This is a genomic window from Bifidobacterium choloepi (assembly GCF_010667615.1).
Taxonomy (GTDB): domain Bacteria; phylum Actinomycetota; class Actinomycetes; order Actinomycetales; family Bifidobacteriaceae; genus Bifidobacterium; species Bifidobacterium choloepi.
The window spans coordinates 1,185,246-1,204,290 of record NZ_VYSG01000001.1 but is presented as its reverse complement, the minus strand read 5'-3'; the positions used below and the strand labels follow the sequence as shown (position 1 = coordinate 1,204,290).

At 56.9% G+C, this 19,045-nt stretch carries 13 protein-coding genes; 5 read left to right on the top strand and 8 right to left on the bottom strand.

Going from position 1 to position 19,045, the window contains the following annotated elements:
* Positions 1–40: 40 nt before the first annotated feature.
* From F6S87_RS04830 to F6S87_RS04805, 6 genes are all read right to left on the bottom strand, one after another.
* Positions 41–2,827, bottom strand: a complete 2,787-nt coding sequence (locus tag F6S87_RS04830; protein ID WP_163227439.1) for a Z1 domain-containing protein — start codon at positions 2,825–2,827, stop codon at positions 41–43.
* Positions 2,824–4,284 carry an ATP-binding protein gene (locus F6S87_RS04825; protein ID WP_163227438.1) on the bottom strand — a complete coding sequence of 487 codons (1,461 nt, stop codon included), beginning with the start codon at positions 4,282–4,284 and terminating at the stop codon, positions 2,824–2,826. Before F6S87_RS04825 ends, F6S87_RS04830 begins: the two co-directional genes overlap by 4 nt.
* 116 nt (positions 4,285–4,400) lie before the next feature.
* Complete coding sequence (locus F6S87_RS04820) at positions 4,401–5,834, bottom strand: MvaI/BcnI family restriction endonuclease (RefSeq protein ID WP_163227437.1); 1,434 nt, start codon at positions 5,832–5,834, stop codon at positions 4,401–4,403.
* A gap of 97 nt (positions 5,835–5,931) precedes the next feature.
* Positions 5,932–7,275, bottom strand: a complete 1,344-nt coding sequence (gene dcm / locus F6S87_RS04815) for a DNA (cytosine-5-)-methyltransferase (protein ID WP_163227436.1) — start codon at positions 7,273–7,275, stop codon at positions 5,932–5,934.
* A gap of 27 nt (positions 7,276–7,302) precedes the next feature.
* Entirely contained in the window at positions 7,303–8,007 is a 705-nt protein-coding gene (locus F6S87_RS04810) for a phospholipase D-like domain-containing protein (protein ID WP_163227435.1), read from the bottom strand.
* Positions 8,008–8,121: 114 nt separating this feature from the next.
* Entirely contained in the window at positions 8,122–8,547 is a 426-nt protein-coding gene (locus F6S87_RS04805) for a (deoxy)nucleoside triphosphate pyrophosphohydrolase (protein WP_163227434.1), read from the bottom strand.
* A gap of 283 nt (positions 8,548–8,830) precedes the next feature.
* On the opposite strand from F6S87_RS04805, the gene F6S87_RS04800 reads away from it, so the two are divergent.
* Positions 8,831–9,883 (top strand): hypothetical protein, encoded by a 1,053-nt coding sequence (locus F6S87_RS04800; RefSeq protein WP_163227433.1) that lies wholly within the window; start codon positions 8,831–8,833, stop codon positions 9,881–9,883.
* Positions 9,884–9,985: 102 nt separating this feature from the next.
* Here the strand turns inward: F6S87_RS04800 and F6S87_RS04795 are convergent, their stop codons facing one another.
* On the bottom strand, positions 9,986–11,449 hold the full coding sequence (locus F6S87_RS04795) for an ATP-binding protein (RefSeq protein ID WP_163227432.1): 1,464 nt from the start codon (positions 11,447–11,449) through the stop codon (positions 9,986–9,988).
* Between the two features lie 835 nt (positions 11,450–12,284).
* On the opposite strand from F6S87_RS04795, the gene F6S87_RS04790 reads away from it, so the two are divergent.
* The 3 genes from F6S87_RS04790 to F6S87_RS04780 all read left to right on the top strand — a co-directional run bounded on the left by F6S87_RS04790 (position 12,285) and on the right by F6S87_RS04780 (position 16,999).
* The gene (locus F6S87_RS04790; protein ID WP_163227431.1) at positions 12,285–14,630 is read left to right on the top strand and encodes a hypothetical protein; all 2,346 of its coding nucleotides are present in this window, start codon (positions 12,285–12,287) and stop codon (positions 14,628–14,630) included.
* A gap of 229 nt (positions 14,631–14,859) precedes the next feature.
* The gene (locus tag F6S87_RS04785) at positions 14,860–16,149 is read left to right on the top strand and encodes a Fic family protein (protein ID WP_163227430.1); all 1,290 of its coding nucleotides are present in this window, start codon (positions 14,860–14,862) and stop codon (positions 16,147–16,149) included.
* Positions 16,150–16,780: 631 nt separating this feature from the next.
* The gene (locus tag F6S87_RS04780) at positions 16,781–16,999 is read left to right on the top strand and encodes a helix-turn-helix transcriptional regulator (RefSeq protein WP_163227429.1); all 219 of its coding nucleotides are present in this window, start codon (positions 16,781–16,783) and stop codon (positions 16,997–16,999) included.
* 643 nt (positions 17,000–17,642) lie between these two features.
* Here F6S87_RS04780 and F6S87_RS04775 read toward each other — a convergent pair.
* Positions 17,643–18,110 carry a very short patch repair endonuclease gene (locus tag F6S87_RS04775; protein WP_231129338.1) on the bottom strand — a complete coding sequence of 156 codons (468 nt, stop codon included), beginning with the start codon at positions 18,108–18,110 and terminating at the stop codon, positions 17,643–17,645.
* 130 nt (positions 18,111–18,240) lie between these two features.
* Between F6S87_RS04775 and F6S87_RS04770 the strand changes: the two genes are divergently transcribed.
* Complete coding sequence (locus tag F6S87_RS04770) at positions 18,241–19,038, top strand: hypothetical protein (protein WP_163227428.1); 798 nt, start codon at positions 18,241–18,243, stop codon at positions 19,036–19,038.
* Positions 19,039–19,045 lie beyond the last annotated feature (7 nt).

Here is a 19,045-nt window from a genome sequence, read left to right as displayed (position 1 = left end):
CGGTTACGTGTGCGCCATCGCGAGTAGCATTGCGTTTCGTCTATTTGTCAGGTGTATCTTCATCGTATTCATCCTCGATGTCCTCGATATTGTTGCGCAGAGAGCGAAGCATTACGTCGTTGTACATGTAGGTATCTGTTGCAGGAATACCAATTGCAGGGAAACTAATGCTCCAGCCGATAGCTTCCTCAAAGTAGTCAAAGGATGGCCACAGACTCTTGTCGATGACGCTCGGATCGTCAACCCAGCTCTGCCGGTAATCCTCCTCGTTCTTGAACTGAATGGCTACGGGATGAACGACCAACATGGGATTGCGGTCGGGAATTTGGCGGTAATAGAAGCTCGGCATCCGATCTTTGTCACCATTCTCCTGCCGGAACCTAGCCTCGGCCATTTCGCGCTGCTCCTTGGAGAGCGGCACTACCTCGATGTCCTTGCCCGAAAGCTGGCCATGGCTGATGAAGAAATCGGCTTTGGTCATTTCCGCTGTGGGGCGGCGACGTTCGCGGTACTGACGTTTTCCGAACACGTCAATAGTGGCAGTCGTTTCGTTGGCACTGCCGCCCGGGATGAAGATGTCCCAGCTGTCACGACCGTATGCCTTCATCTGATCGATGTGACTCAGAATGTACGTCTTCTCGGTGTTGAACGAGCGGGGAGAGTTGCAATAATCGCGAATGAAGCGACGAACGATGTCGGCATCGACGTTGCGCACCAAGATGCCGTTGCCCGAATAATTGGGATCCGGATAAGACTGATGAGCGGTCAGGTCAGTGAACAAGCGCTGTGTAAGCTGCTCGTTCTTTGCGCGCGAGTTGGCATCGCGCAGTATGACGCGGGTCTCAACATGGGCACCATCAAGCCTGACAAGGGTCTCGTGGACGATCTCGCCGGCACCCATCTTATTGCGAGCGGTAATCATGAGAGTGTCCGGGCTGCTCTTGATGCGCAGGCCGTATTGCTCCGGCGTGGCATCGGCATGGCGCATTGCCCGCAGCTCGGTGATCAACTCGCTAGTAGCATCTGTGACATAGGCGTACCAGTCCGCAGAGTGCCTCGTCATCCAGATGCGGCAGAGTTCCTCATATCCCATGCGATAACCAAACCATCGCGCCATTTGCATCAGCGAATCATAGGCGCTGGCATTGCGGTCGTAGTAGGAGATCATCAGCCCCTCGAGTGTGAGCCCTCGCGACAGGCGATAACCTCCGATTGCGATGACGCGCTGTGGCGCGGAGTGATAGTTCAGGGAATCCGAGGAGAGCGAGTTGATTTCCTTGACGCTCATCGGTTTGACCGTCTCTACCAATGTCTGCCGGATTTGTTCCCACGTATAGGGGCGAACGGAACGGTATTCCCGTTCCCATGCCTTCTTCAAACGCTTGAGGTGCGGGGATGCGCTTAGCATCATGCCGCTCATCGATGCGGGGAGACCGACATAGGTCTTGATGGCATTTTGGATGTCTCTGAGGTAGTTCTCCACGAGAGCTCGGATGGATTTCTGGACAGTGGTGTACGGCGACGCATTGATCATCATCGTCATGTGTTCGTCTGCCAGCCCATCGAGAATCCTGATTGCGCAGGCAACGATAAAGGTGTCGATGGCATCTTCCATTTCCGGTGGCATTTCGTTCATCCAGTCGCCACTACGCAGCTTCTTCGCGTTCTCATCGGGAATGATAAAGCGGATATAGCGAGGATTCTTCTCGTCGATATCACCGAATACCTTCGTGGCCCCGAAATATTCCGGCGAAGCCTCCAACGTATAGATGAAGTTGCGCGGGAAAATGTCGTCGCCGGCCTGATCGTTGGATGCACTGGAGTCAATGAGGACATTGGCAAACGGGGTAGCTGTATAGCCCACATAGGCGTGACGCGGGAACAACTGGAGCATCTGTCGGATCTGACCGTTAATCCTTGAAATATTGCCCTTGTCGTACTTCACGTTGATGGAAGCGTTATCGGCTTCGTCGTCGATAAGGAGGAACGGGAGGTCTTGCCGGCAGTTGGTTTCCAGCCAAAGTGTCAGCTCTTTGAGGACGCTCGCGTTTTTCTTGATGACGAAGACAAGGGGGTCCTCCACGTGTGCAGAAGTAATACCCCGCATGACTTCCTGCGTGGCCTTGTTGAAATCCCGGATGCGTGATGTGCCGAGCAATGGCCGGCGTTGACCCGGCCTGCCGATGCCGACATAGCGTTCGTCGACCTGATCGTAGCCGATGAATCCCTCCTCAAGACGTTCCTGAGTCTGGTCGCGCAATGCGTTGTATATGCCGGCCATGATGACGATGACCTTGTATCCGGCATCTGAGGCCTTGGCAATAAGGCCGGTGTAGTTGGCTGTCTTGCCTGACTGCACGGCCGCTACTACGAGACCACGGCAGTCGAAGGGCTCGTCCATGCGAGGATCCGGCAAGCTATCGAGAATGTTGTTGGTATCGATATCAAGTGTGGAGATGGTCTGGCGACGCCACATCTTTTGTGTCCGTAGGTACTTTTCGTACCGGTTCCAATATGTCCAGTCGATCTCGCTGTGTGCGGCATTCAGCCATGGCTTAAACTCGTTGGTCCGGTAATTGAAGCCCGTACGATGTTCGAATTTTTCATCGACGAGGAACTTCGCCGTCACTTCCTGTGCGAGTTTTTGTACGTCCACATTTCGCATATCATCGGCCAGCGGTGGAAAGTTCCGTGCTGCCATAGTCCAGTTGTTAATGGCGGAGGCGATTTCTTCCTGGGAGACGTTGCCGCCATTTTCATTGCGCTTTTTCTCAATATCCTGTTCGGCGAATTCGTAGATCCACTGCTTCACATTATCGATTGTCATTGTTCCTCGATTCCGAGTGCATTCAGGGTGCGACTCCATTGACTGCTATAAGGTTCCATGCTCCTGAGCGTTGCCAACGCCTCGTCTTCCGTTTGGAACTGTTTCAGCGTTGCAAAGAAAACCCTTGTGTTGCTAATGAATTCGGCGTCTTCCATCGTTCTCGTAGAAACGGCATCTGCATCATTCGCGATGTCGTAGAACAAGGCCTCCGTAGGCAGCATGGAACTGATAAGGGAGACAATGGCGTCGAATTGGTGTTGCTCTGCAAGGTCTAGTTCCGAGCGGAACGCTTGAAGAATGGGATGGTCGGCGTTGATGCCGTACACGGTCTTGTCTCCGTTGACAGCGCGTGTCCAGACGGGATAGCGGTTGGGGTCTGTTAGCCGGGTGCCGCGACGACGGTAGACCTTACGGGAAGGGGCGCCGATTGTTTGGATGAGGTTGCTTAGGCGCTTTCGAACAGACTCGGGTAACTGCGCCGAAACCTTCTTGACGTCAATTTTCCATTCCTCGTCCCGGTCGTTACCGATATCGATCTTGACGCGAGTGAGCTGGGTCAAAGCTGTTTTCTTAGTTAAGCCGAACCATGTTCCATGGATGATAAGGCGCTTGGCTCGGTATAGGTATACGCCTTGATTGCGCAGATAGCCACCGGGAAGACCGAAATGGTCATATTCGTTCTTGTCGTCATATGCGGAAATGTGGGGGAGCGTGAAGGACCGCAATGTCACGCCGGGGCAAACCACTTCTTCCGGTGAGGCCTGAGTTGCACTATTACCGGTGTTGAACGGGTCGATAGGTTCCAAGGCGATGCCGTTTAGGGACATTTCAATACGTGCCAGTCCGGGTTCTCCCGACAGGAACCGGTGGAAAACAAGCGACAGGTGTCCTCGAGCGTCGGAGACGACCCGATCGTAATCAACCTTGCCGGATCCGTTCTGACCGGTCAAGCGGTCCACTTTTTCCCAAAGGACCAGCGTGCCTTGCTCTGGAAGCTGGTCGATGGCGAAAATATTGCCGAAGTCTGTGCGCTCAATGACGGTCCAGCAATTTTCCCGTACGACGACGTCGAGATCCCATGTAAATGCGCTGGTCACGCTATCCTTGCGGGACACCACTGTGAGCTTGCGGCATTGTGAGAACGATGCCGTCTTGAGACCGAGGCCAAAGCGTCCAAGGTCTTCCATCGTTCTCTCTTCGCGCGGATTAGTGCTGCCAAGTTTCATGGCTTGAAGCAGCGAGGCGCGGTCGAGACCTTCACCGTTATCGATAATGGCGACTTTGAATGGATCGTCGTCGTCTTCGATCGGGACGGCATAGATCTGAATATCGTTTGCATGAGCGGTGATGGAATTATCGACGATATCGGCCAAGGCGCTTTCGAAGGAATATCCTATGTCGCGCAGACTCTCGATGAGAATGCCGGGTTCCGGCATGAGCTCGATTTCGTCGCTCACGAGTTCCCCCTTCCACCCCCGTTGCTGTACGCGAGTTGATTATATGCATATTCGCTAGGTAAAAGGGGCCTGCTGTCTACTCTGGGGATGGACAAATTGTGGTATTTTGCCATTAGTCACTCGTCCTTTTCCGATGTAGTCTCCGCATCGATATCGACTTCACGTACGGTTTGGTAGATCGCGGCGATGTCACTTAGATTGATTCGGAACTGACTGCGGGCATGAGGTTTCCATTTGCCATCGGCGGTCCGGGAAATTTTATGGCCCGGGTCGAAGACGATCTTGCCGTCGTTGAATGCTTGCAGGAATAGTCCGAAGCTGGTCGATATACCAAGCGTTACCAGCGGACCGTAGGTGATGTGTGTTCCTTCGTCGCTATCCGTGCGCACGTAGGGAACATAAGCTGCTCGATTGTGTTTGCGTTGCCAATGCTCGAGCAGCTTCATATAAGACCATCCGGCGATGAGCTCGTTCGTATCCGGAGTGAACAAGCCAATCTCGCCTGCCGCATCGAAATGACGGGCATCCTTGAAGCCCGTCAGCTTCAATATGAGTTTGGCGTTAGGCTTATCTTCGTCTGGACGTCGGAAGTCCCCGGCTGTGAAGTAGTAGCTCAAGGGTTCGCCATTCTCATCGCGCCGATTGACATGGCCAAATTTCAATACGAATTCTGTGAGTGAGTGTTCCTTGACCCACCCGCGGTCTGGTTGTGGCGTAAACAATGTGACGCGATGATTCTGGCGCTTGTCCAATGCCGTTTGCTTAACAGCCTTGAGCTCCCAAATGTCGAAGTCTGGACCAGGAATGGCGTTCTCGCCTACACCTAACTCCGCTTCCAGTGTGAGACCCGGTGCGTTCGGCGCAGTATAGGGACGTTCCAAGGAGCCGTCGGTATTGAGGCGCCACGGTGTGAGTTGCCGCATGACAATGCTTTTCAGTGCGATCTCGAGTGTGGAGAATTCGTCATCTCTGGTCATCGCCTCGTAATTCACCGGACATAGACGGCCACCAGTGAAGTTCTCCATTGCCAACACGTATTGGGAGGCTGGCGCGTCTGCTCCCGTAACTAAGGCAACGACGTGATCAGGCTCATGCTGTTTGTCGTGAACGATTCCAAGAAATAGGCACCGGTCTTCTTCATGTCCGCGCTGCGTATTGCTCATGAGTGCGTTTGGTGCTGTCCGGCATCCTTGGAGAAAACCGGAGAGCCTCACCTCGGGATATTGTGGATAAAAGCAGAGCTTCGTCTTGGGTGCGGATGCTTCGCCCTCCGGTGTCACCCAGGACCAGTTGACAGGAATTTGGATGACGTCGCCTCCGGCTGTTTTCTTCTTTGATTTGCCGGGCGTCAGCGACGGCTTGCCCAGTGGGAAAAATGATAGGTCGGATGGGTCTCCGCCAAGATAAACCTGCTGTTTGGAATTGTTGTTGCGCACTAGCCTCTTCACCCAGATGGACTCGGCGCCGGCATTCGTCAGTAATTCATGGACTTGGTTTATGGTCGCCGTGTCATACCATTCGGCGTCCTTGCTTTCCTGGGTTTCGCTCATACCGTCACGATACCTAGAAGCAGACCGCCGTTGCCTAGGTTATTTCTCCTGGGGAACGACGGTCTTGCTAGACAGTAATGGCTTGTGACGCCTATGTTCAGTTGGTGCTTGCGCCGTCGATAGCGGACTGGCGAGCCTTCTGTATAGCTTCGGCAGATTCCTCGGCTTGCTGAACATCGACCTGGTCATCACCTTGGGCCATGACTCGCAGAACGTGCGGCCGCATAATGCGTGCGACTTCGGAGATGACGGGGACGACCACTGAATTACCAAACTGACGATAGGCCTGCGTATCCGAAACCGGAATCCGAAACTCATCGGGATATCCCATGAGGCGGGCGCATTCGCGCGGCGTCAGCCGGCGCGGTCGTTGTCCTTCCTGCTCGATCAGGATTTCCGAGCCATCCTTGTAGTAGCGGGCAGACAAGGTGCGAGAAACGCCATCCGGCCTGGCAATGCCGTATCCAAAGCCGTGACCCAGTGCCTCGTGCTTGGCTTTGTACTCCTGAAGGTATTCCCAGAGTCGCGGTGTCAGCGTGTACTTGTCCTGCACCTTATTGTGCTCAAAGTCGAAGAAGCGGTCGCCGTCCCAAGGAAGATAGGGTTCGGACCCGTCGGTTTTGTGCAGGATATCGGCGATGACGGGCTTGCGTTTTGGATATTGCAGATCATCCCACGTGAAGTCGGTCTCGGAGCGGAAGCCGGCAATATAGATGCGCTCTCGATGCTGCGGTACGAAGTTCTGGCCGTCAATGACTTTCCAGTGAATCTCGTAGCCAAGCTCGTTTTGAAGAGTGTCGAGAATGACTTGAAATGTACGTCCCTTGTCATGAGAGGTCAGATTCTTGACGTTTTCTAGCAGGAAAGCGGCAGGACGTTTCTCGGCGATGATACGGGCAACGTCGAAGAACAGCGTGCCCTGCGTCTTGTCACGAAAACCGGTCTCGCGACCGAGACTCCGCTTCTTGGAAACGCCTGCCACGCTAAAGGGCTGGCAAGGGAAGCCTGCCAGCACGACATCGCATTCGGGAATATCAGCTGCATCGACTTGGGTGATGTCGCCGGCAACTTCCTCGGCGAAACCGTAATTAGTTCGGTACGTGCGCATGGAGTACTGGTTCCATTCGGACGCGAAGACGGCGTGGCCGCCGGCGCTCGCAAAGCCTCGGCGAATGCCGCCGATGCCGGCGAACAAATCAATGGTTCGAAAGTTGGTGCCATCCTCGTGCGTGGTGCCGTAATACAGTTCTTTCAGCGCGGGGATGTAGCCGGCCTTGCACTTGATCCGGCCTTTCTCCCACCGCTCGACTGTCTGCGAATCTACCTTGAGCGCCTCGGCAAGTTGACGACGGGGCATGGTGCTCCGCAGCTTGGTAATGAGTTCAAACGCTTCGTCTTTGGATTCGTCGCCATGGGGGCTGGTGAGGATGGGATCTAGCATAGGGACAAATATACCTCAGAATGATAACTAAAATTCCCAGGCATGTCTGTGGTGGAGTGCCTGGAATTGGTGCATCGCAGAGCAAAAGTATAGAACAGATGTTCGACCTCTGAGGTGTTTCACGTGCCTATATTGGCATGGCGAATCTGATTCACGTGAAACTGATGGTGAGTTTTGGAGTTGGCGGTTTGCATTGCTCCAATTACTGGCATTGCAAGTTGGCTGCGACTCCCATCGGCTCGGCTTCGCCTCACCGGCTCCCGCTGAAGAGGGAGTGAGGGATGAGACGGATGAATCGTTCGAAGTATTGCTGTCCGACCACACGCGAACTTCGATGCCGGTTTCTTTCTGCAGGTGCAGCAGCTGCCAGAAGGCGCGGGGCGAGTTGAAGTAGTTTTTCGTCGACGTGATGATGCGGCTCGTGCGGCCACCGGCGTCGCGGTGATCGTAGAAGTCCTGCAGCAGCGACTGCACGGCGCCCGGGGAGACGAAGGCGACCGGCATGTCGAACGAGTCGCTGTGCGTGATCTCCTCGCTCAGCGAGTCGGCCATCGTCGAGGTCGTCGGGCTGTTGGCGATCAGCGCCGGCGCGAAGTTGCCGGTCGCCTGCGGCTGCGGCGTGATGAAGCCGGTGAGGACGTCCTGCAGGATGGAGGCGGTGGCGTCGTCGGTGGCAGCCGGATCCGTGGGTGTAGTGGGTCGATTTGCTGGAATGCTTCCCTCCGCTGCCATGGTCCCCTCCGATCTGCCCGGCAAAACTGGAACCAGGATAACGTGATCGGAGCGTGGAGCGGTGGCGGATATTCGAAGAGGGGAAGGGTGATTTCTCCGTGATGTCTTCGGTGTTCAGAAGGTCATGGCGCTCAGCCGCTCTACGGCTTCGTGGTCGACGGGAGCCCAGTCCAGCGACGGCATGTCCTTCGGCGCGACCCAGCGAATTTCCTCGTGTTCGGTCAGGTGCGGCGTGCCGTCGACGAGGCGGCAGATGAACGTCGTCAGCTGGACGGTGCCGAAATCGTAGGCGTATCGGCTGGTGCAGACGCGCTCGCCGACGGTGACTTCGCAGAGCAACTCCTCCTCGATTTCGCGGCGGAGTGCCTGTTCCGGCGTCTCGCCGGGCTCGATCTTGCCGCCCGGAAACTCCCAGTACCCGGCTAGCGACTTGCCCGGTCCGCGCTGTCCGCACAGCACTTCTCCATGCTGATTGACGATGGCGGCGCCGACGACGTCGATGAGCTTTGTTGTTGCTGTGGCTGTTGCGTTGTCCGGCATGATGGAGTCCTTTGTCTTGTGCGGTCTGGCTGGGCGGATTGCTGTTGCCAGGATACGCGTGGGACTCCCACCGGCTCGCGCTTCGCGCTCGCCGACTCCCTCTAAAGAGGGAGTTCGCACGATGGGGCTGACACGAGTGATTAGAGGACCCTATCTATGCGACATGAAAAAGAGTCTGAAATGTGAAGGCAGGAATAGCTCCCGGTGGACTGTCATTGATCATCATGTGGTGAGAGAAGTGCGTTGCCACGATGAATGAAACACTTCTATTTTCAAGGAAAATATGACTCAGAACAACGTTGCTCCGCAGGGGTCGCCGCAAGGAGACGGCGATTGGAATCAGGAGCCGCTGAACAATGACAACTACTACGTGATGAACGAGAATGCTGGCGTTCCGCAGGAGCCGTTCAATATGCAGGGACAGTCAGATTATGGACAGTCGCAGGGCAGCCTGAACGGCATGCCTCCGGCGAATCCATATGGCAATGTCACGCCACCCGTAGGCAACGAGCCGAAGCGCAATCCGCTGAAGGTTGTCGGCGAGGTCGTCACGAAGCAGTTGCCGTTACAGGTATGGCATCTAATCGCAATTATCGTGGCCGTTGCACTTGTCGCCGTCGGTGTGACGACGGTCGTGAATCGGGAGCCGGTGGAAGGCTTCGCGGTCGCTGGGGCGCAGGAATCGTTTGAGCCCGAAGCTCCGGCGACCGGCGAAGAAACCGACGAAGAGGAAGAAGAAGTCGTCGCCGAGCCGCAACTGGTCAGCATTACCGTCAGCTACGCCGGTACGACGGAGGCTGGCGCGACGATCGATACCGATACCGACGGAATTGCCGTCCGGGCGCAGTACGACGACGGCACGAGCAAGCAAGTCTACGACTTCAAGGTCGTCACGCCGGTCACGCTCGAGGAAGGCAAGACGTCGGAGGTGACGGTCAGTTATGAAGGCTGTACTGCCAAGTTCACCGTCACCGTGCCGATGTCGGAAGCGACGTTCAAGTCGAAGGTGACGGGTGCGACGTATGACGATCTCGCAAGAAATCCCGACTCACACACCGGCGAGATTGTCCATTTCAGGGGAGAGATCAAGCAGGTCATCGAGGGCGATTCCGAGACGCAGTACCGCATTGGCGTCTCGCAGAGCAGCTCCGGCCGTTGGACGAGCGACGACGTTATCTACGTAAGCTTCGCCACCGACAGCAACGCGCGGTTCCTCGAGGATGATGTCGTGGAGTTCTGGGGCTACTCGGCCGGTCTGGTTTCCTATACCTCGACGCTCGGCAGCAAGATCACGATTCCGTCGGTGCTGGCGAAGTACATGGAACTGGTGGAGTAGGAGAACGCGGGCCCAATTGGTTCCCATGCAATAGCATGAGAACCAATCATCTATTCTGGAGCTGTGGCAACTTTTAGATGCCACAGACTGCCAGATTCGTGACTATGCCCAATTCGGAACGTATTTCATGTACCGGGGCGCCGTGCTGGGATCAAGTGGTTTGATGAGTCCTCTTTCCACGGCATGCTTGATAAGTTTAGAGATGGTGGGTTGGGCCTTTTTATCCAGGCCGAATCTTTCCCTAAGGCTAGCGTTTGTCATGTAAGTCGTTTCTTCATCTTCGTTGAGATACCGCAAGCAGGCGTGCATGTAACATGCCCACTCGCGATCCTCCATGGAGATTCGGGAGAAGGGACGCGCGGAAAACAGCGTGACGCGAGTGCCTGTGTCATAGCCGCGAATACGCGGCGATGGCAATTCCATGTGTTCGCATGACATGGCAATCTTGTCCCACCCGGTACCGCGTTCCTCACATATTTTCATTCGACGCATCAGGGCTGCAGTGTCTTCGTTGCGTGATTGTGGAGGCGCGTCGATTATGCGCATCTGATCAACCATGAGCGTACCGGGACTGGTGATTTCCATTCGGTGGTCAAAAATCTCTACCATTGGGCCGGCACCGGTCACAGTAAAGTCTTGATGGATGAGTGCATTAGCGATCACCTCGCGAATGGCTAGCTCGGGATAGGCGCCATGCTCTTCCCTGAGCGCCATGCCGATAGTCTCGTGGGATGGCGTCATCGCGTTGATGAGCTGGATAAGTCCGTCAAAGTCGACGGCATAACCGGAACTGTACTCCTCTTCCTTGCTTGCGCCGATCTTATTGTCTCCCTCATATCGAATAACTCTGACCGTTTTGCGGCCTAAACGAGGGAAATCGGAGAGCCTTTTGGCGAAGAGAAGCGCTCCCATGTTGGAAATCGAATATTGACCATTGTCTTGCCTCATGACGACGCCTTCTTCTTCGAAATAATCTACGACTAGTTGAGACGTCGAAGGATAGGGACGGTTGAGGCGATCGAAGCAGGATTGTGAATCGAGTAACGAGAGGATGTCGGTTACAGATAAATCGTTCTTAGCGACACCATTTTCGAAACGACTTGCTCGGAGACGATCCCACAGAGCGGTTTGTTTTGATGGCACATCGTGTAGTTTTTTGGTGTAGCTACCAACGCGAATGTATTCCGTTTTGCCGAACGATACTGGACGATTTACTGCGCTGCCGATTTTCAAGAGCAAGACATGCCGATTTTCGTCGATTTCGGTTCGGAGAAAATCAAGCTCGGTATTGCCTGATAGCTGAGTGCGCACCCAATTTTCAATTTCCTGCTTGCCGCGGCGCATCGCATACCATTCATTAGTGGTGCCGACAATGTCGTGCGTGGCGTCATCGACGCCCCATACCAGATAGGCGAATGGTCTGCCGGCAAGAGCGGCGCTATTGGCCAGGGCACTGATGTCTTCCCCGATCATCTCCGGCGTATATTTATTGTGTTTGAATTCCAACCATTCGGTCTCTGCCGGGTTTTTGCGGAGCTCGTGAACTAATAGCGTCAGGTTTTCCATATCAGCATTATGCCTCAGAGGAAAGTTAAGGAAAGTTAGATTGTACTGAAAGTGTTGAGGTTGAATCGTTGATATTCCAAGGATGGCGGATTAGGGAGATAGTCCGATAGCTGTGATGAATTGACTGGAAGGAAAGTTAAGGAAAGTTAGAATGTGGCAGCTTCATGTATGAGGGGCGCAATGTGATGTCTGCGATTATGCGATTGAGTAAAAACTGATTTTCTAGCGATTGAGAAAAAGGACTGAAGGAAAGTTGAAGAAAGTTACTTCATCAGGAGTGAGTGAAGTAAAAACGTTGCAATTCAGCCAAACCTAGAGAAACGAGGAGAGGGAGAACAGGGAAAAAGAAAGTTATGGAAAGTTAGCGAGAAGGAATGCTGAGTGAGAGCTGTTGTCAGCTCGTGCTTTCATACCGCGTGGGGATGCATCCACTTTTTGTCTCCAAAAAGCGGATGCGTTTTCGCACAAAAGTAAACATCAAGAAATGGTGGGATTCCAACGTTTTCGTGGTGTCGTGGGAAAGGGGCGACGCATCCGATTGGTTTTGGGCCGAGAATCGGATGCGTCCACTCCCGCTATGACCGTGGCTGGCCTTGGATTTTGGTCTCGAATCACTTGCAATTCCCTGTTCGACAGGCTGATCTGGTCTGCTCGCGTTGCCAATCGGTTGCCGAAGGCGGCTGCAATCGGTGGAATCGTGCTGTTCCTCGTGATGGTCAATCGGTGCGCTGTCAAGTCGTTGACGGATGCGTGGGAAGTGTCCAGTATGGATGGTGTCTAGTTCGGGCTCGCCTATAGTGAGGCCTAATGCGTCCGCGAACGAGGAGGTCCGCACATGCCGTCGCAAGAACTCCAAAGCTGGCCCGGCCAGCGCTATGTCAACGTCAAGGTCGAGTACGCCACCGAACTGCGTCCTGTCGATCCGGGCCGCGACAAGGAGTTCGACGAGCGTAGTTTGCCGTTCGATGACGGCGTGCGCGTGGAATGGATAGAGGAGGACAGTGACGAGGAGGGTGTCTTCTCGGGGGATCGTATCGATTATCTTCTGGCTGCGGGCTGTGGCGTTCTGTCGGGCGTGATCGATTCGTTCATAGGAAAGATCGACCTGGGGCGCGCGGACAAATGGGGGTCGGAGCAGATCAACCAGTTCGTCATCAGGGTCGCAAAACTTAACCCCGAATTCAAGGGGAAGAGCCTGCAGGATGCCATCCATTCGCTAGAGGAGTCGGCGCCGTTTATCGGTGATCAGGTTACTAACTTGTTCGGAGGCGGCCGTCAGCATCATTTGCGCGACTTCTCGCATCATTGCGGCCTGTCCGGTCTGGCGTTCTCGTTGCTTGGCCAGTTCACCGGCAACGGCTATGGAGCGGACGGCAATGGCAATTTCATCGTGACTCCCTTGCCCGACGGCACGCGCATTGGCAAGACCTTCGTGGATAAAGTGCTCATGGGCACGATCAGATGGGGTATCCACATGGCCAGTGACATGGCCGGATCAAGTTCCACGCCGGGCGCGGGCATGGGAGTGCCCGGACCACTGCTGTCCCTGCTGCAGAACCTGTCCGCCACGCCGTTCTTCAAGGATGGAGCCCATGGCGGCGACGAGCTTGCCGATTGGCTGTGGAAACTGTTCGACGGCAAGATCCTGACCAAGGATGACGGTACGGGAATGAGATTTAATCTGCGTCAGGAGATTGGCTTGACGGGCGAGCTGAGCCGCCAGATGATACCGGTCATGATCAACGAGTGCCTGGTGCGCGCCTGCTACACCATCCACCAGTTGGTCAAGCAACTCAAGGACCGTGACATACACGGCCCCGGTGACCTGCATAAACTGGATGGGCGGGCGTTGCTGCCGTTCTCCACGCCGCTGGTATGCCGCATGGTCACCATCGCCACGGGCACGTTCACGACCATCGACCTGGCCGATGCTGCGCTGCGTGCGTGGTGGTCTGCAGGTCTCGTGGGATTCTCTGCCAAGGAATTTTTGCTGCGCATCAACTATCCGGGCATGGTTCGACTCGTGTTCGCCATCCGCGCCGACTGGCGCATCCATCACAAGGCAGGAGATGCCGGTGAAACCAAGGCGGTCGCGTCCGGCCGCGAGTTCGGTGATGACGAAGACATGCTGGGATTCTTCACCCTCGACCGGTATGGCATGAATGTGCTTGTGTCCATCGAACACGCCGCGATGTGCGCCGACATCGAACACACCAAGGACGCTACCGAGCGTTCCGTCAAGGAACGCTGGCTCGACCATTGGGTCGAGCAGGTCACCCGGGAATACGAGATCTATTCCGATCGTCAACTCATCGAGGCTGCCGACACCATCTGCCTGCATGCCGGCGACGAATGGACCGAACTCGTGGCCATCGAGGCCTCCCAGTTCCGGCCCTACAGACAGGACGGCAAGAAGAAAGCGCCAAGCTTCGACCTGAAGCGCATGGACATCGTGTGCAACCGGCTGTCGGGCTTCACCAAGGACCGGCCAAGTTTCTACCACAACGCCATCCGCTCGCAGGAGCGTGCCATCACCGGCGCCAACCGGCGTCTGGCCGTCGGCATCGGCGGCACTGTAGTGCTGGTCGCCGCGCTTGGAACGGGCGGCATCGCATTGGCGCCGGCCATCGCGCCGGTATTGGCGGGCAGCTCCGTCGCTGGCCTGTCGGGTGCCGCCCTGACCAGCGCCTCACTGGCAGCCGTCGGCGGCGGAGCGCTGGCTGCGGGCGGCATGGGCATGGCCGGCGGCGTGGCTGTCATCGCCGGTGGCGGCGCGCTGCTGGGCGTCCTGACCGGTGGCGGGGCGACCGCATTCGGCACCGTCATGGCCCTGGCCCAAGACGCCTACGTGCTGCAGACCAGCGCCAAGCTTGTCGTGTTCTGTCGGGAAACGCTGTTGCAGCGTGATCGCGAGACCGTGGTACATGTGCAAAGGCAGGTCGCTGTCCAACTGCGCGATGCGCGCGACATGCTCGCGTTCATGCGAAGCCTCGAACAGGCCGCCAAGCGTGACTCGACCAGCGGGGACAAGGCTGCCAAGGAGCAGGTCAAGGCCTTGGGAAGAATCGTGTCCAACATGACCAACAGCGTCAAGTACATTGCCGCGTGCAATAAGCAACTGTGCACAATGCTCGGCATCGACGCCGACGAGCGCGCCCCCAGAGGCGAGATCGGAAAATAGCCTTCGCAGCGGCGACCGCTCAACACGCACTAAGTGACGGCTTGCGGGAGCGGCTGCATGCTCGCTGTGTTTCAGTGCGTCTGTATGTGCGATTGCAAGGGCTCGAATTTGTGATTGCTATACCGCGTTTTCTTGAAAAACACGGTATAGCATTGTTCGATATCGGATATAGTGGCCGGAAAGAATCGGATTCCGGGTTTAGCGAGGTGTGCGGACGGGAGAATCGTTCATGAATGACGGGTACGCGAGCATCGAGCGGATGTTTCATATGTCCGACTCGTCCGAGCGGGCGCAGGAGTTTGCAGAACGGGAGTACCTGAACCGGCTGAATGGTTATTCGACGTTCCGCACGGGTGTCGAGCTTGACGGGCACGAGGTGTTCGCGCTGGCGTTCCGCGAGCTGCAGACGCAGATGGACGCCATTCGCGACCGCGAGCTCGTCATCGCCGACTTGTGGCGGGGCGTGCCGGCCCGCGGCAAGGGACTTGTGCTCTACGAACTCATCGCGGCAGAGATCGTGCAGACAAACAGCATCGAGGGCATTCACACCACGCGGCGCGAGGTCGACGAGGCGTTTGCGGCGCGGGCGGATGAATCGTCCCACAAGAGGCTTGTCGAGTTCGTGCGGCTGTATGTCGAGCTCGTCGCCAAGGAGACTGCGGAGATGCTGGCGCCAATGGGCGTGAAGGTGACGGATGAGCGCGGTGTGGTCGCCATGCCGACGACGCTCGCCGGCATCCGCGAGCTGTACGATCGCGTGACGGCAGGCGAAATCGACGCGAAGGACCTGCCCGACGGCGAGCTGTTCAGGAGCGGCACGACCGGCATCTATGACGGCGCCGGACGACTGGTGCGACAGGGCGCAGCGACCGAATCGCAGATTCAGGTACTGCTGACGCAGTGGCTGCAGCTGGCGGCGAACGACAACATACCGATCGTGCTGCGGGCGTGTCTGTGCCATTACATTTTCGAATCGATCCATCCGTTCTACGACGGCAACGGCAGAACCGGCCGGTTCCTGCTGGCGCTGCAGCTGAGGGATCACCTGTCGCTGCCGACGACGCTGTCGCTCAGTGCGGCCATCGAGCGGCAGAAGGCGAAGTACTACAAGGCGTTTGACGAGACGGCCAAGCCACTGAACTGTTCCGATGCGTCGCTGTTCTGCATGACGATGGTTGAGCTGATCCGGGATGCGCAGGAGACGCTCATCGGCGAGCTTCAGGAGCACGACGGGGCGATGCGGCGCTCGCGAGGGGTACTCGACGAGATGGTGGCCGGCGGCGAGATTTCCGCGTTGCAGCGCAAGATATTGGAATGGCTGGCGCAGACGGAGATGTATTCCTCGGAGGTGGCCACCATCACGCGGACCGAGACGCGGGAGACCCTCGGAGTCGGCGAAGATCGGGCCGTGCGGGTACTTGAAGGGCTGGTTGATGCCGGCATGCTGATCCGCAGCGGTGCGCGGCCGATCAAGTATGCGCTGAGCGACGAGATGCGGGAGCGGCTGCTGGTGGAGTAGTGGCGACTTGAATCGCTCCTACGCGGTCATCGTTATCTGCCTTGCGGAGCGGCGTGCGGCGGCAATATGGGCTTCAAGGGACTCGATGTCGCGTGGAGACGCACAAGATTTTTGTCTCCGGGAAATCTGGTGCGGTTGCGCACAAGAGCAAACATTGGGGAATGGTGGAATTCCAACATTTTCTGGGTGCTTCGAGAAAGGTGTGACGCACAGGATTTTTTCGAGACGAAAATCCTGTGCGTCCATCCTTGATATGCCGCTGCCGGACCTCGCATTTTGGTGCCGGATCGCGCCTGGCCTGGGGAACTCCCACCGCTTCGCGGCTACGCCGCTCAGCGACTCCCTCCAAGGAGGGAGTGCGCGGCGTTTGGCTGGGTATCCGACCTGCGGGGTTTACGACGTCGCTGAACAGCGTCGGGCAAAACTAGCGGACAACAAAAGCGAGCTGATGGCATGACTGATCCAATGAAAGCTTGACCATAACAAAAAGATCGGCCCAGTATTACGGCTGCCAGCATTTCCTATAGGCTGGCAGCCCGGTTCCAGGCCGATTCTCTCCGGAGAACTGGAGCTATGCGCATGACTGAAACGCCTACTATGAACGTAACGAAAATTAGGGAGTGTGACTTTTATGGGACTAAAAGAACTGAGATTAAAAAAAGGGCTAACGCAACAGCAACTAGCCAAAAAAGTCAGCAGCGCCAATCAGCAGCGTATTTCAGCATATGAAAGCGGTTTGTTACCCGTTGAGAATATGACTCTGAAAACTGCGTTACAGATTTGTGATGCTCTTGGAGTGTCTAACCCTCGTAAGTTGCTGCCCGATTCCAAGCCGGACAGCAACGAATAAGCTTTACAGCGCGGGCGCGTCTAGCCCTAAGCCTTCATAAGGATACCTGCGCACTATGCTTCATGGCGGGACACATGTGTAGCGACATGTTGAAAACGCTAGTCGAAAGCGGCCGATCGGATTATTCTGGTCGGCCGCTTTCGCATATCGGAAGGAGAGTGCCATGGCACCACCGCCGAAAAACGTGCCGCCGTCCTCAAAGAGGACGGCGGCACGTTCAAGGTAATGACGAATCGCGATGGAGCTACCGACTACACGCGAATCGCCATTGACACCGATAACGGAGTCTGACTATTCAGGACTCCGCCGGTCACTCGGCTACGTACATTGTCACCACGTGGCGTGAGATCGCCGAGCGCTACAGGTTGTTCCAGAGCGCCTACCAGAGCACCTAAAACAGCCCCGAGCGTGCCGTCGTTCCAAGACGCCGGCACGTCTTGTTTGCAATCATCCCAAGATTATCGGCGCAATGCAAGCGCGGCGACGTTTTTGGAATGAATACAAAGGAAATGTGGCACAACAATGTTTGCAGCCAAGGGCACCAACTGGCATTGGCACGGAGATTGCGAACATGCCGGCCGGCCGGAAACGGGGTTGTGCAGAGGGTAAAGGGATTCCCTCCGGGGAGAGAGTGCCCTCCAGATCAGAGCTCGAGGTAGTCGCCGGTGGAATCGGGGTTTGTCAGGAAATCCTCGAGGGAAGCGAGGAGGGCGGAGGCGGATTCGGTGTCGGTGCGGCGCATGGCGCGACGGATCGTGCATTCCCAGATGACGATGACGCGGACATGATGCTCGTTGCGCAGCTCGTCGTGTACGCGGCGGTCGCGGGCGGTGTTCGCGGTGAATTTCGCCGTCCAGAACTCGACGTTGCTTTTCGGGCTGGTCGCCATCTTGCAGCCGGGATGCCGATGCCAGAAGCAGCCGTTGACGAAGATGGCCGTGTGGTACTTGCGCAGGTAGAGGTCGGGATGACCGGGCAGCCGCGACTTGAGCCCGTAGCGGTAGCCGGCATGCCACAGCAGGTGACGCACGAACACTTCCGGCTTCGTGTTGCGGCTCTTGATCGTCGCCATGAGTCGGCTGCGATCCTCGGGCGTCATGATGTCCGTCATGGATCGGCGCCTCCTTCCTGCTTCCGTCGAGTATATCCGCGAGGGCCTGGCATGGGGAGATTGGCGGCGATTGGTAAGGTGGATAGACGTTTGGAAACGGGAAGCGTAGAGAGAGGGAGAATCGTTCATCATGGCGAAACGGCGAATTTCGAAGACGAAGCAGCGGGCGATCGCGAAGAAGCGGCAGAAGGCGCGCGAGCGCGAGGAGCTGCGCGCCGTCGAGTTCGGCGGCCAGTATTACACGCTCGGCGACCTGCAGCAGGAGATGGCGGCATACGGCGTGCGCGGCGAGCTCGACGAGCTGATGGAGCTTGTCGAGCAGCCGTGGGACGAGGCGAGCGGCAACGTGTTCAGCGGGGCGATGGGGTCGTTCGGCGAGGCCGACGGCGAGAACGCTGCCGAGGCGGCCGATGACGCTGTCGCAGCCGCGTCCAAGACCGTGACCGAAACGGCAGCAACCGAGGGCGCCGAAGTCTCTTCCGAGACCGCGACCGAGTCCGCCGACGCCGGCGCTGTCGGGTCCGTGATTACCGAGTCCGCCGCTGCCGAGATTGCCGACGACATGGCCGAAGCCGACAACATCGCCGCCCGACTGGGCGTGGAGGATGTGCTGGAAGCCGGGATCGTCGAGGCGCTCGCGGCCGAGGCGAAGCTGGCGGCCGCCGATGGCGAACAGTACGAAGGCAAGATGGGCGACCGATTCCCGAGGCTGACGAAGCGCGAGATTCGCGTGTACGCCGAGCGCTACGTGGCCGGTGCCACCGGCACTGCTGCCGCTGTCGCTGCCGGCGATGACGCGACAGTCAGTGATCACGCGTTCGAGGCCGCCCTGAAGGCAGCCCGCGACGCCAACCTCGTCGAATACCACCGCACGAAGCCCGCCGGCTACGAACCCGTCGGCAGGCTCGCCGAGGCGCTGGACGACTGATAGCCGA

Bases quoted from the DNA above. Each gene is read 5' to 3' on its own strand.
- F6S87_RS04830 (WP_163227439.1), bottom strand. From the start codon at position 2,827: ATGACAATCGATAATGTGAAGCAGTGGATCTACGAATTCGCCGAACAG.
- F6S87_RS04820 (WP_163227437.1), bottom strand. From the start codon at position 5,834: ATGAGCGAAACCCAGGAAAGCAAGGACGCCGAATGGTATGACACGGCG.
- dcm (WP_163227436.1), bottom strand. From the start codon at position 7,275: ATGCTAGATCCCATCCTCACCAGCCCCCATGGCGACGAATCCAAAGAC.
- F6S87_RS04810 (WP_163227435.1), bottom strand. From the start codon at position 8,007: ATGGCAGCGGAGGGAAGCATTCCAGCAAATCGACCCACTACACCCACG.
- F6S87_RS04805 (WP_163227434.1), bottom strand. From the start codon at position 8,547: ATGCCGGACAACGCAACAGCCACAGCAACAACAAAGCTCATCGACGTC.
- F6S87_RS04800 (WP_163227433.1), top strand. From the start codon at position 8,831: ATGACTCAGAACAACGTTGCTCCGCAGGGGTCGCCGCAAGGAGACGGC.
- F6S87_RS04795 (WP_163227432.1), bottom strand. From the start codon at position 11,449: ATGGAAAACCTGACGCTATTAGTTCACGAGCTCCGCAAAAACCCGGCA.
- F6S87_RS04790 (WP_163227431.1), top strand. From the start codon at position 12,285: ATGCCGTCGCAAGAACTCCAAAGCTGGCCCGGCCAGCGCTATGTCAAC.
- F6S87_RS04785 (WP_163227430.1), top strand. From the start codon at position 14,860: ATGAATGACGGGTACGCGAGCATCGAGCGGATGTTTCATATGTCCGAC.
- F6S87_RS04780 (WP_163227429.1), top strand. From the start codon at position 16,781: ATGGGACTAAAAGAACTGAGATTAAAAAAAGGGCTAACGCAACAGCAA.
- F6S87_RS04775 (WP_231129338.1), bottom strand. From the start codon at position 18,110: ATGACGGACATCATGACGCCCGAGGATCGCAGCCGACTCATGGCGACG.
- F6S87_RS04770 (WP_163227428.1), top strand. From the start codon at position 18,241: ATGGCGAAACGGCGAATTTCGAAGACGAAGCAGCGGGCGATCGCGAAG.